10 protein-coding genes, 1 tRNA gene and 3 rRNA genes are annotated in these 14,353 nt (G+C 43.7%); 9 read left to right on the top strand and 5 right to left on the bottom strand.

Annotated features, from left to right (window positions below):
• The 4 genes from HLM86_RS17720 to rrf (HLM86_RS17705) all read left to right on the top strand — a co-directional run.
• Window positions 1-168: ribosomal RNA gene (locus HLM86_RS17720) — 23S ribosomal RNA — on the top strand; the annotation flags it as partial.
• A gap of 128 nt (window positions 169-296) precedes the next feature.
• Window positions 297-412: ribosomal RNA gene (gene rrf, locus HLM86_RS17715) — 5S ribosomal RNA — on the top strand.
• A 73-nt stretch (window positions 413-485) separates the two neighbouring features.
• Window positions 486-562, top strand: a tRNA-Thr gene (locus tag HLM86_RS17710).
• A 13-nt stretch (window positions 563-575) separates the two neighbouring features.
• A 5S ribosomal RNA gene (gene rrf, locus HLM86_RS17705) occupies window positions 576-691 on the top strand.
• Window positions 692-1,094: 403 nt separating this feature from the next.
• Here the strand turns inward: rrf (HLM86_RS17705) and HLM86_RS17700 are convergent.
• The 5 genes from HLM86_RS17700 to leuA form a co-directional block, all read right to left on the bottom strand.
• Window positions 1,095-1,877, bottom strand: a complete 783-nt coding sequence (locus HLM86_RS17700) for a DUF547 domain-containing protein (RefSeq protein WP_170883459.1) — start codon at window positions 1,875-1,877, stop codon at window positions 1,095-1,097.
• A 98-nt stretch (window positions 1,878-1,975) separates the two neighbouring features.
• Window positions 1,976-2,578 carry a 3-isopropylmalate dehydratase small subunit gene (leuD, locus tag HLM86_RS17695; RefSeq protein WP_076589936.1) on the bottom strand — a complete coding sequence of 201 codons (603 nt, stop codon included), beginning with the start codon at window positions 2,576-2,578 and terminating at the stop codon, window positions 1,976-1,978.
• A gap of 11 nt (window positions 2,579-2,589) precedes the next feature.
• Complete coding sequence (gene leuC / locus HLM86_RS17690; RefSeq protein WP_076589939.1) at window positions 2,590-4,008, bottom strand: 3-isopropylmalate dehydratase large subunit; 1,419 nt, start codon at window positions 4,006-4,008, stop codon at window positions 2,590-2,592.
• 72 nt (window positions 4,009-4,080) lie between these two features.
• Complete coding sequence (leuB, locus tag HLM86_RS17685) at window positions 4,081-5,172, bottom strand: 3-isopropylmalate dehydrogenase (protein ID WP_170883458.1); 1,092 nt, start codon at window positions 5,170-5,172, stop codon at window positions 4,081-4,083.
• Between the two features lie 61 nt (window positions 5,173-5,233).
• Window positions 5,234-6,781 (bottom strand): 2-isopropylmalate synthase, encoded by a 1,548-nt coding sequence (gene leuA / locus HLM86_RS17680; RefSeq protein WP_076589944.1) that lies wholly within the window; start codon window positions 6,779-6,781, stop codon window positions 5,234-5,236.
• 491 nt (window positions 6,782-7,272) lie between these two features.
• Here leuA and HLM86_RS17675 point away from each other — a divergent pair, with 491 nt between their 5' ends.
• The 5 genes from HLM86_RS17675 to HLM86_RS17655 all read left to right on the top strand — a co-directional run bounded on the left by HLM86_RS17675 (window position 7,273) and on the right by HLM86_RS17655 (window position 14,352).
• Window positions 7,273-7,800: a phosphatase PAP2 family protein gene (locus tag HLM86_RS17675; protein ID WP_076589946.1), complete on the top strand. Its 528-nt coding sequence runs from the start codon at window positions 7,273-7,275 to the stop codon at window positions 7,798-7,800.
• A gap of 3 nt (window positions 7,801-7,803) precedes the next feature.
• The gene (locus HLM86_RS17670) at window positions 7,804-8,859 is read left to right on the top strand and encodes an MJ1255/VC2487 family glycosyltransferase (RefSeq protein ID WP_170883457.1); all 1,056 of its coding nucleotides are present in this window, start codon (window positions 7,804-7,806) and stop codon (window positions 8,857-8,859) included.
• 400 nt (window positions 8,860-9,259) lie between these two features.
• Window positions 9,260-10,219 (top strand): transcriptional regulator LeuO, encoded by a 960-nt coding sequence (gene leuO, locus HLM86_RS17665; RefSeq protein ID WP_076589951.1) that lies wholly within the window; start codon window positions 9,260-9,262, stop codon window positions 10,217-10,219.
• Window positions 10,220-10,386: 167 nt separating this feature from the next.
• Window positions 10,387-12,207 carry an AMP-dependent synthetase/ligase gene (locus tag HLM86_RS17660; RefSeq protein ID WP_076589954.1) on the top strand — a complete coding sequence of 607 codons (1,821 nt, stop codon included), beginning with the start codon at window positions 10,387-10,389 and terminating at the stop codon, window positions 12,205-12,207.
• 420 nt (window positions 12,208-12,627) lie between these two features.
• The gene (locus tag HLM86_RS17655) at window positions 12,628-14,352 is read left to right on the top strand and encodes an acetolactate synthase 3 large subunit (protein WP_076589956.1); all 1,725 of its coding nucleotides are present in this window, start codon (window positions 12,628-12,630) and stop codon (window positions 14,350-14,352) included.
• The last annotated feature ends 1 nt before the right edge of the window (window position 14,353 follow it).

Below are 14,353 nucleotides of genomic sequence, written 5' to 3'. Positions count from 1 at the left end.
GATAACCGCTGAAAGCATCTAAGCGGGAAGCGAGCCCTGAGATGAGTCTTCCCTGGCACATTAAGTGCCCTTAAGGGTTGTTCAAGACTAGAACGTTGATAGGCAGGGTGTGTAAGTGCTGCGAGGCATTGAGCTAACCTGTACTAATTGCCCGTGAGGCTTAACCATACAACACCCAAAGGGTTTTGATGGACTCAAAGCAAGAACAGATTGAATGTGTATGAGAACACAATAACCAGCTTTCCAGATTTTTTGCTTTCAGTTGTTGATAAAGACTGAAAGTAAAACAGAATTTGCTTGGCGACCATAGCGTTGCGGACCCACCTGACTCCATGCCGAACTCAGAAGTGAAACGCAGTAGCGCCGATGGTAGTGTGGGGTCTCCCCATGTGAGAGTAGGACATCGCCAGGTTCCAAATTTATTTTCACTTTGAAAAAAGTGAAGACAAAAATTTTTCAGAACCGTTTTAAACGGTTCTTGAATTGCTGATATAGCTCAGCCCGGTAGAGCGCATCCTTGGTAAGGATGAGGTCCCCAGTTCGAGTCTGGGTATCAGCACCATTACAGAATTTTGCTTGGCAACCATAGCACTTTGGACCCACCTGATTCCATGCCGAACTCAGAAGTGAAACAAAGTAGCGCCGATGGTAGTGTGGGGTTTCCCCATGTGAGAGTAGGACATTGCCAGGCTTTTAATTTGCACTTTATTACCAGACTAAAAAGAAATATAAAGACTATTGAGTCTATTTTAGCATGGTGATTAAACGGTTAGGTGCTGACCATTCATACCTGAGCGCCTGAACCTCTGAGTACTAGAATACGAATAACATATGAACCCAATGCAATTGCATTGGGTTTTTCTTGTGTTTTATACCAATCTGGAAAATTAAAGGATCAGGTCAATCCACTCTCTTTGGCACACTTTCGTTACCCTATCGGTACTGTCCAAAAAACGATGCTATTGAGGCACTATCCATGGCATTCTCTTGTAGACGTGATAGCCTCAATGAGATCATAGTTTTAATTAGATTGGTATTACCTCTAATAAAATGTAGATTTTCTAATTCTATCTGAGCACCATTGTCTTTCTGACTTACTTATCTTCATTCAAGGACCAGTCGTAATCGTATCGATGTTTCCCTTTTTTCTGAGCGAGCTCGGGTCGATATTTTATAAGGTGAGACATCAGTTCGGCTTTTGTACCAAAATCGACAGAAAACCATTCATAGATTGAAGACAATTGGAGATCTTCACCTTGTATCTGAACTCCTTTCTTACTGTTAATAAACTCATTAGCTGATTTTTCTAGAAGTAACTCACGGTTATTGGCCGTAAAGGCCTGAGGCTGTAAGTTTGGGCAGCCTAAACTGGCACAATTGACCGCGTAATGAGTACGTGGTTCATTCCATATTGGACGTAAAATACGATGTTCAATATCATTTAGGCTTAAGTCTTGACCGGTAATTGAGACAATATCATCCCCCCAAGGGCCAAAGCTGAATAGCCCCCCTAATTGAGTTATCGAGGAAACTGGATAAGCATTGATAATCAGTTCAACGGTCAATGCATTGTATAAATTTACCCAGTATGCGTACTGCTCATCTTTGGAAAATTGGCGAGGATCGAGTGTAGATAGATCGGAAATATAGTCCTTTAACTTTTCATGGTCTTGTTCGGATATACTCTTATAGCGAAACAGGGTGTTTTCTTCTTGCGCGACTAAATAGCGATCTAATATGGTTTGCCAGCTGTTATGGGAAATTACTTGCGAGTTTTGCTCGTTACTGGTGTTCCAGTATGACCATAAGTCAGACTCGGGTGCGGCCACGGCATTGAAAGTAAATATTGCGATAATTGCTGAAAAGAACTTATTCATAAATGGTTCCTGCTAAATGATGATATTAAGATAAGACCCTACAGAATTAAGTTTACTTTCAATAAAAAGGTCAGCTTTGGCTGACCTTTTCCTCAAAACTATCGCAAGAATGAGGGTATCTGACGTTCATATTCAGAGATTTTCTCTTCATGCTGCAAAGTTAAGCCAATGTGATCTAAACCATTTAATAGGCAGTGGCGGCGAAATGTGTCGATTTCAAATCCATACTCTTGACCATTCGCTCGTACCAGCATAGCTTCTAAATCAACTTCAACCTCAGCGCCAGTGTTGTTCTCTATATACTGGAATATTTCGGTGACTTGTTCCTCTGGTAGCCGTACTGGGACCATTTGATTATTGATTGAGTTGCCGTAAAAAATATCCGCGAAGCTTGGTGCAATCATCGCTTTGATTCCATAATCAGCCAACGCCCAAGGCGCGTGTTCTCGCGAGGAACCACAACCAAAGTTTTCTCGGGCAATTAAGATTGAGGCACCCTGATATCGTGGTTCGTTCATGACAAATGCTGGATTCAATTGTTCACCGGCATCATCGAGGAAGCGCCAGTCATGAAAAAGATGCTTACCAAACCCAAGCCGAGATACCTTTTGTAAAAATTGCTTAGGAATGATCGCGTCTGTGTCGACGTTAGCGGCATCCAGAGGGACAACTAAACCTGTGTGTTGTTTAAAACCTGACATATGTTTTCTCCCTAATCCTGATTACCAAAAGAGCCTAGCTCACGAATATCAACAAAGTGGCCAGCAATCGCTGCTGCTGCGGCCATTGCAGGGCTAACCAAATGGGTTCGACCATCACGACCCTGACGGCCTTCAAAGTTGCGGTTTGAAGTGGAGGCGCAGCGTTCATGCGGACCTAAGCGGTCATTATTCATCGCTAAACACATAGAGCAGCCAGGTAGACGCCACTCAAAGCCTGCATCTTTAAAGATGACATCCAAGCCTTCTGCTTCAGCTTGCGCTTTGACTTGCTCAGAGCCAGGGACGATAAGTGCTTGTACGTTATTAGCCACTTTACGACCTTTAGCGACTGCGGCAGCAGCGCGCATATCTTCGATACGTGAGTTAGTACAAGAACCAACAAAAACTTTATCTATTTTGTAGTCAGATAGCGCCTTACCGGCTTCTAGTCCCATATAAGCCAACGCTTTTTCCGCTGAGGCTTTCTCCACAGGATCTGTGAAGCTTTCTGGTGCAGGGATTGCTTGGTCTACGGCGATGACTTGACCTGGATTAGTGCCCCAAGTCACCTGAGGTTTGATGTCTGCTGCATTCAATGTAACCACAGCATCAAACTTAGCGTCCTCATCGGTTTGTAGAGAAGTCCAGTATGCAATGGCGGCTTCTAAGTCTTCACCTTGAGGGGCAAACTTACGCCCTTTAATGTATTCGAATGTGGTGGTATCAGGTGCGATAAGGCCTGCTTTTGCCCCTAACTCGATAGCCATGTTACATACGGTCATACGACCTTCCATGGTCAGATCAGTAATGGCATCACCACAGAACTCAACGACATAACCCGTACCGCCTGCAGCCGTTGTTTTTCCAATGATTGCGAGAACAATATCTTTGGCTGTGATGCCTGAGGCTACCTTACCGTTCACTTCAATCTTCATTGTCTTCGCGCGCGCTTGTTTGAGCGTTTGTGTGGCTAGAACATGTTCAACTTCAGAGGTGCCGATACCAAAAGCAAGCGAACCGAATGCACCGTGAGTTGCTGTGTGTGAATCACCACAAACTATCGTCATACCCGGTAGCGTAATGCCTAACTCTGGCCCCATAACGTGCACAATACCTTGGTATTTGTGGTTGATATCGTAAAGGGTAACGCCAAACTCTTCACAGTTCTTAGATAGCGTCTCCATCTGGATGCGAGCCATCTCACCTGATGCATTGATGTCTTTAGTTTGTGTTGAAACGTTATGGTCCATCGTCGCAAACGTTTTACTAACTTGGCGAACCTGACGACCTTTTTCACGCAGGCCATCGAATGCCTGAGGAGAAGTCACTTCATGCACTAAGTGTCGGTCGATGTATAAAATTGGGTTTTCACCCTCAGCTGCTACAGCGACGTGTGCGTCGTAGACTTTTTCGTATAATGTTTTGCCCATTATTGCTGCCCTGTGTATGGCTCCTGATAACGGCTTATCAGGAGCGAATAATAATTATGAATGTAGCTGTGGTTACGAGTTTAAAATGTACTCAGCGATTTTGTCGCCCATTTCTGAAGTCGATAGTGCAGGTTTATCGCCCGATAGATCGCCAGTAAGCTCACCCGCAGACAGTGCCTTCGAGACGGCGGCTTCAATATCTTGTGCAGCACTTTCTTCACCCAGGCTGTAACGCAACATGAGCGCTGCAGATAGAATCTGTGCAACAGGGTTGGCAATGTTTTTTCCCGCTATATCAGGAGCGCTGCCGCCTGCTGGTTCGAAAAGACCAAATTTACTTTCGTTTAATGACGCTGAAGGGAGCATGCCCATTGAGCCTGTGATCATGGCACACTCATCTGAGATGATATCGCCGAATATATTAGAACAAAGCATGACGTCGAATTGCGCAGGATCTTTGATAAGTTGCATTGTCGCGTTGTCGATGTACATATGTGATAGCTCCACATCTGGGTAGTCTTTCGCGATTTCTTCCACCACTTCACGCCACAGGATGGAGCTTTGCAGCACGTTAGCTTTGTCGATAGAGCAAACTTTTTTACGACGTAGGCGAGCTGATTCAAACGCAATTTTCGCAATACGTTCAATTTCGAAACGGTGGTATATCTCAGTATCGAATGCTTTTTCATTTGGTCCCTCTCCTTCACGACCTTTTGGTTCTCCGAAGTAGATGCCACCCGTGAGCTCACGAACCACCACGATATCAAAACCGTTGCCAGAGATATCTGCACGCAATGGCGAAAAGGCTTCTAGGCCTTGGTGGATTTGTGCAGGACGCAAATTACAGAACAATTGGAAGTGCTTACGCAGAGGAAGTAGCGCGCCACGCTCTGGTTGCTCGTTTGGTGGTAGATGTTCCCACTTAGGGCCACCGACGGAACCGAAGAGTACAGCATCGGACGCTTCACATGCTTTTAAGGTACTGTCTGGTAGTGGACAACCGTGGTTATCAATCGCGATTCCCCCCACGTCGTGTTCATCGCGAGCAAATTTGATGCTGTGTTTTTTTTCAATCGCATCCAGTACTTTGTGGGCCTGGGCCATTACTTCCGGGCCAATGCCATCTCCTGATAAAACGGCAATTTTGTAAGTGTTGTCTGTCATGTTAGTCCTTGAATTTCTATTTCTTCTGGGCTTCAGGGACGACTCGCATCCCTAGAGTCTCTTATACTGTTGCGATTTTTTTCTGTTTGATTTCAGCAATGGTGTCAGCGCGATGGATGCTATTGATTACATGCAATAACGCTTGACCTGAAGCTTCGACAATATCAGTTGAAACACCAGTGCCGTGATACTTGCGACCTTTATAGTTGGCGATGATATCCGCTTGGCCTAGTCCGTCTTCACCTTCACCTTTCGCCGTTAAATCAAACTTGTCTAGCACAATATCATACCCTGTTACGCGATAGATACATTGGTAAAGGGCATCAACGGGACCATTACCTACCGCGGCTTCTGATTGCTCTTCGTCACCGCATTGAAGTTTGATACTTGTTGTGGCCATCACACTACCTGACTGAACGCTTAGGTAGTTTAGTTTGTAGAAATCATCTTCTTCGCGAAGGTTTGAGAAATGCATTAATGCTTCTAAATCATAATCAAAGACTTGCCCTTTGCGGTCTGCAAGTTTCAAAAAATCTTCGTACAGAGCATCTAGGTTGTACTCGTCTTCTTTGTAGCCCATGGTGTCCATGTGGCTCTTTACCGCAGCACGACCACTGCGGCTCGTTAAATTTAGCGCTTGGTTTTTAAGACCAATAGACTCTGGTGTCATGATCTCGTAAGTGTTTTTATTCTTGAGCATCCCATCTTGGTGAATGCCTGAGGAGTGACTAAATGCGTTAGCACCTACGATGGCTTTGTTGTCTTGAATGGGCATATTACAAAGTTGACTGACCAACTTACTGGTACGGTGAATTTCGTCGTACTTCAGAGCAGTCTTCACGCCAAGCAATTCTTGACGTGTTTTTATTATCATGGCGATTTCTTCAAGAGAGCAGTTTCCAGCGCGTTCGCCGATACCGTTGATAGTGCCTTCTACTTGACGGGCACCTGCTTGCACCGCTGCAATCGAGTTAGCGACGGACATACCTAAATCATCATGGCAGTGCACTGATATGATCGCCTTATCTATGTTAGGAACGCGGTTAAACAGGGTCTCGATGATACCGCCAAACTCGTTGGGTACTGTGTAACCCACAGTGTCAGGAATATTTATGGTGCTTGCCCCTGCATCGATGGCGGCCTCTACCATGCGACACAAGTTATCGATCGGTGTACGCCCCGCGTCTTCACAGGAAAATTCAACATCATCGGTGTATTGACGAGCGTGTTTTACTGCCTTTACACCCATTTCGACCACATCATCGTAGCTTCGACGAAGTTTATCCTTAACATGGACTGTGGATGTAGAGATGAACGTGTGGATACGGAATTGCTCAGCGACCTTCAGCGCCTCTGCTGCGGCATCAATGTCTTTGGCTACTGCCCGGGAAAGACCGCAAATACGGCTATTTTTTATATTTCGAGCAATGGTTTGCACTGATTCAAAGTCACCGGGCGATGATACAGGGAAGCCTGCTTCAATCACGTCAACACCAAGCCTTTCAAGTGCATAGGCAATTTGCAGTTTTTCTTTAACTGTCAAGCTTGCTGACAATGCTTGTTCGCCATCACGTAATGTGGTGTCGAAGATAATGACTTGGTCGTTCATGTTTGCTTCCTTAGTGATTCGATGTGTTTACATCGGTTCATCGTTTATTTCCAACATATAGGTATAAAAAAACCCGCATCTGTGTGCGGGTCTTAAGTGATTCTGTGTCGTTAATTTTCTTCCACAGCCTACCCGCGCGAGTATGTCACGATAAGGAGGAGGCTCAGCAGGAGAGAAAAACGATTTATCATTGTTAACGTTTCCTTTGCGGTCGTTACAAAAGCACATATTTAAGTTAACAAATTAGTACCGCACTACACGAGCAACGTCAACCAAAAATGTCGTTTTTATTCTCTATTTATTCAATAACGGACTCTCAAGGGGATGTCTATATGTAACAAGATGCCGTCATGAGTGGCTGTATTTAGTCACTGAATTGTTCTTGTGATGAGGTTTAGGGCAATGTAACGGAATCACCCTCAAAGCTTCACTGATTTGTCACTAAGTTCTCTTAGATTTGAATAAAGAAGCGTCGCTAAAAGGAATCGGTCATGCGTTCAATCGAGCCTATAGCCAAGTTTGATTTGGCGTTTTCACTGTTTTGTTTGCAACATAAGTTCTCTCATCCATTATCTCGTCTCAGTAAGGCGGTATCTCATACTGGGGATGGGCATTTATATGTCCTTATCGGCCTGTTGGCTGGCTGGTTTGGTGGAAACGTAGGCGTTCTATTTTTGATGGTCGGTTTGCTGGCATTTTCTATCGAGTTACCAGTGTACTGGATGGCGAAAAACCTTTTTAAGCGGCGAAGGCCAGAAGAACTGTCAGAGCTGGTGACGTCATTTATCACGCCATCAGATCGATACAGTTTGCCGTCAGGGCATACTGCGGCCGCTTTTCTAATGGCGACAGTCATTGGACATTTTTATACGGATTTGGAATGGTTCGCGTTTATTTGGGCTGGACTTATCGCATCGTCAAGGGTTTTGCTTGGTGTCCATTTTTTTAGCGATGTTGTGCTAGGGGCATTGTTAGGATTGGGAAGTGCGAAAATAGCACTCGCAACAATGGGAGGCTAGGCGATGAAAATATTATATGGAGTGCAGGGAACAGGCAATGGTCATATTGCTCGCGCACGATCAATGAGTATTGCCCTGAAAAAGCGTGATGTAGACGTTGAATTTCTCTTCTCAGGCCGTCCTCAGGATAAGTATTTTTCTATGGAGGAGTTTGGTCACTATCACACGCGTCGTGGTTTAACCTTTATCACTGAACAAGGTAAAGTGAATTATCGCAAGACCTGTGTTAGGAATAATTTGTTTTCCTTCTATCTAGAGGTCAAGCAGCTTGATCTAAGTGGTTATGATCTCATCATCAACGATTTTGAACCCGTTTCTGCGTGGGCGGCCAAGCAGCAAGGAAAAGCATCGATTAGTATTAGCCACCAAAATGCTTTCCGTTACTCAGTGCCGCTCAAAGGCGCTGGCTGGTTTGATAAAAAAATCATTGAGTACTTTGCTCCGGCTGAGCATCATATTGGTTTGCACTGGTATCATTTTGATCAACCGATATTACCGCCCATTGTTCATACGCAAAAAGAGGAGGTTGAAGGGGATGACATCGTCTTAGTGTACTTACCGTTTGAAAGTCTTGAAGACATTTCTGACCTATTGTTGAGGTTCTCACAGCAACGATTTGTGTGCTACCACCCTAATAATATCGAAGAAAAAATTATTGATAACGTGCACTATCTGCCATTGAGCTTTGATGGTTTTCAGTACCACCTTCATCGTTGCAATGGGGTGATCGCTAATGGCGGTTTTGAGTTGCCATCAGAAGCGTTAACTTTAGGCAAGAAACTGCTATTAAAACCGTTATCTGGTCAATTTGAGCAAATGAGTAATGTTGCAACATTGGAAGAGTTAGGGTTGGCCAGTTGTATGGAAATTCTGGATGCTTCTATTGTACGTTCTTGGTTAGATGAAGCTCAGGCGGAAAGTGTTCATTACCCTGATGTGGCCCAAGCTATCGTTGAGTGGTTGATAAAAGGTGACTGGGACAACAAACAGCAGCTTACCCGCCATTTGTGGGACAAAGTCGACTTTCCCAGCTACGTTACTCAAGTAGAACGTTGGTGATGTGCCTCCGATAAATGATGATTTTTTTATTAACGGCATCTAAGCATTGATGCTGTTTTTATATCATGTAGACAATCTATTTTTCCTGCCAATGAATCCAAAATCTAGAATCGTTCCCTACCTTGCTGCCGTTTAAATGAATAAATGTGTACGTCAATTGAGTTTATAAAATTTTATAAAACTTTTAAGTCCATGATAAGTATACTTAATGTTGTTAATTAAATAAAAAATACTTATTAATTATCAATCTTGTTGCTAAATACTGAATGATTCGTCGATAGTAGAGTTCTGTCGGGAATTATCTAATCCGCAAATATAAGCTCAAGCGTCGGTTAGCTATACCCAGACCCTACTTATTTACACCAATTTTAAACTGTATGAAGACAAAGAGGCTTTCCTGATGATTGATAAAAAAGAGTCGATGAGTGCAATTGCTAGCTACCGTATGGAAAGCACTCTCCGTGGCGTAGACTTAAATCTTTTAACTGTGTTTGATGCGGTAATGCAAGAACAAAATATTACTCGTGCAGCGCACAATTTAGGTATGTCGCAGCCCGCTGTTAGTAATGCAGTTGCTCGCCTAAAAGTGATGTTTAACGATGAATTGTTTATGCGTCATGGTCGTGGCATTCAGCCGACTCAACGCGCACGATTGCTCTTTGGTCCGATGCGTCAGGCTCTACAATTGATCCGTAATGAGCTGCCCAGTTCTATCTTCTCGCCAGAAACATCAACACGCTTGTTCAAGTTAGCAATTTGCAGTCCTTGTGATATCCGCTTTGCTCCCAAGATAATCTCAACAATTAATGAGCAGGCTCCTAACGTTCAGCTTCATCTAGATGCTGAATTTGATCGTCAGCTATCTGAAAGAATGCGTTATCAGGAAATTGATTTCGTCATTGATTATTCGTGTTTTGATGAACAGGGTTTTTCAAGTACGGAAATCTTCCAAGATGAGTTGGTGGTGGTTGCCTCTAAATCTCATCCTCGGATTCAACATAACGTGACACCGGAAGATCTCAAAGCAGAAAGACACGCCAAATTATCGCGAGTGCATGGTCAGCGCAGTTTTTCTGAGCAAGCTTACCGTCACTTAGATGTCCAAGCCTATTACGAAGGCACCAGTTTGAGTAATGTACTCTATGTGGTCGGCCAGTCTGAGTTAGTTACGATTGCACCGCGTTGGATGGTAGAGAATGCAGCGAACAAAGAACACCTTCAGGTTCAGCCTTTCCCGTTCGAACAAGCTCAAATCAGTGGTTACCTGAGTTGGCACGAATCAAGTGAAAAGGACAAGGGCCATATTTGGTTGCGTGATCAGCTGATGATGAGCTGCGGTGAAGTGGTTGCCATTAAGTAATTACTTTGAATTGTAATACCAGTAAAACCTTGAATCTTATCAAATAATTCAAGGTTTTTTATTGTCCAGTCGAGAACTTTGACGACCGTCAGTTGCCTTTTATTACCTGAAATGTACACTTGCCCGCTCAAAAAAAGCTTACATGTGTAAGCTAAAGGTAGTGAAAGATGGCTAACTTAGATTTTCATATCGTCAAAAAAATTCGTCAACAGGTTGCTCAGCGCGGCGATGGCATTGCGCTCAAGTATAAAATGGGCGATATGTGGAACGGTATAAGCTGGAAACAATTTGGTCAGCAAATGGATGCTGTTTCGATGGCTTTACTGACCCATGGGATCAACGTTCAAGATAAGATCGGTATTTTTTCCAGCAACATGCCACAATGGACTATCGCGGACTTTGCTGCTTTGCAAGTTCGGGCGGTGACCGTCCCAATCTATCCAAGCAATACCGCTGCTCAGTCTGAGTACATTCTTAAGAATGCCGACGTACGGATATTGTTTGTTGGTGAGCAGTCCCAATTTGATGCGGCCGTCACCATTTTTGAACAATGCGAGACCTTAGAATGGATCGTGGCGATGTCAGATGACATTGATATTGCGGATCATGAGTTTGCTATTGGTTGGCAGAAGTTCAGTGTGAACATCGCAGAAGAGCAGCGTAATGAGCTCGATCATCGTCTTGCGCAGGCTAACTTTGACGATCTTTTGACGTTGATTTATACCTCTGGAACCACAGGCCAGCCAAAGGGGGTCATGTTGGATTATGCAAATATTGCAGCTCAGCTGGAAGGCCATGATCAGCGACTGAGTCTATCTGAATCCGATGTTTCATTGTGTTTCCTACCTTTGGCTCATGTGTTTGAACGAGCTTGGACTTTCTATGTCTTATATAAGGGAGCGGTTAACTGCTACCTTCAGAATACTATGCAGGTCCGTGAGGCTTTAAGTGAAGTACGGCCAACTGTCATGTCTGCTGTACCTCGTTTCTATGAAAAAATATTCTCCGCTATCCATGAAAAAGTCGATAAAGCCCCTCTATTTCGCAAGGTACTCTTTACGTGGGCGGTTAATATGGGGGCCAAGATGGCGGTTTGCTACCAAGATGGCTATCAACCATCCATCCTTCTTAGACAGGCGCATGCGCTCGCGGACAAGTTAGTTCTAACAAAAATGAGAGCCCTACTCGGTGGACAAATCAATTTTATGCCCTGCGGTGGCGCTAAACTAGATGCAAACATTGGTCGTTTTTTCCACGCGATAGGTATCAATATCAAGCTTGGATATGGTATGACAGAGACGACGGCGACAGTGTCTTGCTGGGATGACCAGTGTTTTAGTCCTGACTCTATTGGTATGTCGATGCCTGGGGCGCAGGTCAAAATTGGCAACAATAACGAAATTTTGGTGCGAGGTCCTATGGTGATGCGAGGTTACTACAATCTCCCCGAAGAAACCGCCCAAACATTTGATGAGCACGGCTTTTTAAAAACTGGTGATGCAGGCCACATTGATGAGAACGGTAACCTGTTTATTACCGACCGGATTAAAGAACTGATGAAAACCTCAGGTGGTAAATACATTGCTCCGCAAATGATTGAAGGAGCGATAGGTAAAGACCATTTTATCGAGCAAATCGCAGTGATTGCCGATACCAGAAAGTTTGTCTCCGCCTTGATTGTTCCTTGTTATGATAGCTTGGAACAGTACGCCAAAGATTTAAATATCAAATACCATGACCGTATAGAGCTCATCAAGCATCATCAAGTCGTTGAAATGTTAGAAGAGCGAGTGAATAATTTGCAAAAAGAGCTCGCCAAGTTTGAGCAAGTAAAGAAATTTAAACTGTTACCCACTGCATTTTCAATGGATAAAGGCGAATTAACGCCCACGCAGAAATTGCGCCGTAAGGTCATTAACGACAAATATCAGGACGAAATTGAAGAAATGTACAGTGATAAGACCGAAAAAAATCCTCTTAAGCCCTGATTAACATGAGTTCTGGTCAAAAATCCCTCAGTCGTAACTGCCAAATCGATGAGGGATTTTTTTATCGCTTTGAAGAAAGTTATTGGCGTTAATTTTACTATTTATAATTCATTTATGAGAAATATTGATCTTATTATTTTTAAAATCTCACATTAAAAGCTGATTTTTTTAATTTCTTAGGTTTAAATGCCATTAAAGTTTATTTTTATGACACTTACGGCTTAGTGTGACGTAAGTCTCATTAGACCCGTTGAAAAGAAAGCGTTACATTTGTTGCGTGAACTTATACTGCGTTATAGCAGCATAAGACATAGCCGAAAAGTGGAAGTATTTCGATTAGGCTACGAATAAGACCTAGACTATGTAAAATCGGCCCAATTGGTTGACCATACTAATTGGCAAGCTGATGAGGAGAGTAATATGACGACAATGTTGTCCGGTGCAGAGATGGTGGTTCAATCTCTTATAGAAGAAGAGGTCGAACAAATTTTTGGTTATCCAGGTGGTTCGGTTCTGGATATTTACGATGCCCTTCATGCGAAAACAGATAAAATTAAACATGTCTTAGTTCGGCACGAACAGGCAGCGACCCACATGGCAGATGGCTATACACGTGCAACAGGGAAACCCGGAGTAGTGTTGGTTTGCTCAGGGCCAGGGGCGACCAATACCGTGACAGGTATCGCCACTGCGTATATGGATTCTATCCCAATGATAGTGATCTCGGGCAATGTTCCGAATAGCCTGATTGGTAATGATGCTTTTCAGGAATGTGACATAGTGGGTGTCTCTCGCCCCATTGTGAAGCACAGCTTTTTGGTCAAAAAAGCAGAAGATATTCCAGAGGTCATGAAGAAGGCGTTTTATATTTCTACCACAGGACGTCCTGGGCCTGTGGTTATTGATATCCCGAAAGACGTGCTAAACCCTCAAATAAAGTTGCCGTATGAATACCCCAATAGCCTGTCAATGCGATCATATAAACCGACGACGACAGGGCATAAAGGTCAAATTAAAAAAGCGTTAAAAGCATTACTTTCAGCTGAAAAGCCAGTACTTTATATTGGCGGTGGCGCCATTATTTCAGAAGCAGACGCCCATTTGTTAACGTTATCTGAAACCTTAAATTTACCCGTGGTCAGCACCCTTATGGGGCTTGGAGCATTTCCCGGTGAACACCAGAATTTTTTAGGGATGTTGGGTATGCACGGTGTTTATGAAGCAAACATGGCCATGCACAATGCGGATCTCATTTTTGGTGTTGGTGTCCGATTTGATGATCGTACTACGAACAATCTAGAGAAATATTGCCCCAATGCGAAGGTGATGCACATTGACATTGATCCTTCCTCCATTTCTAAAAACGTTAAAGTCGATTTACCTATTGTTGGTTCAGCGGAAAAAGTATTGCAAAGTATGCTTCACGTCCTTGCAGAAACTGCGGGTTCTCGTTCACCAGATACTCTTAGCCGCTGGTGGGATGACATTAAGGTATGGCAACGTCGCCAGTGTCTGAACTATGACAAATCTTCGGAACGTATCAAGCCTCAACAAGTGATTGAAACGTTGCACAAAGTGACAAATGGAGAAGCTTACGTCGCGTCGGATGTTGGGCAACACCAAATGTTTGCCGCTTTGTATTATCCGTTCAACAAACCTCGTCGTTGGATTAATTCTGGAGGATTGGGCACCATGGGCTTTGGCCTTCCTGCCGCAATGGGGGTGAAATTCGCTAAGCCTGAAGCAGAGGTGGTTGTGGTTACGGGAGATGGCAGTATTCAAATGAATATACAAGAACTCTCCACTGCCTTGCAGTACAACATACCCGTTAAGATTATTAACTTAAATAATCGCTTTTTAGGTATGGTCAAGCAATGGCAGGATATTGTCTATCAAGGACGGCACTCCAACTCTTACATGGATTCTGTTCCAGATTTTGCTGCCATTGCAGAAGCTTACGGACACGTTGGAATGCGCATCTCATCTCCTGACGAGTTAGAGGCTGGTTTGAAAAGCGCCCTTGAAATGAAGGATCGTTTGGTGTTTGTTGATATCAGTGTTGATGACACTGAACATGTTTATCCAATGCAGATAAAAGGCGAAGGCATGGACAAAATGTGGTTGAGCAAGACGGAGAGAACCTAAT

This window comes from Vibrio ostreicida (assembly GCF_013074385.2).
In the GTDB taxonomy this organism is placed as follows: Bacteria; Pseudomonadota; Gammaproteobacteria; order Enterobacterales; family Vibrionaceae; genus Vibrio; species Vibrio ostreicida.
This window is presented reverse-complemented; position numbering and strand designations above follow the sequence as displayed.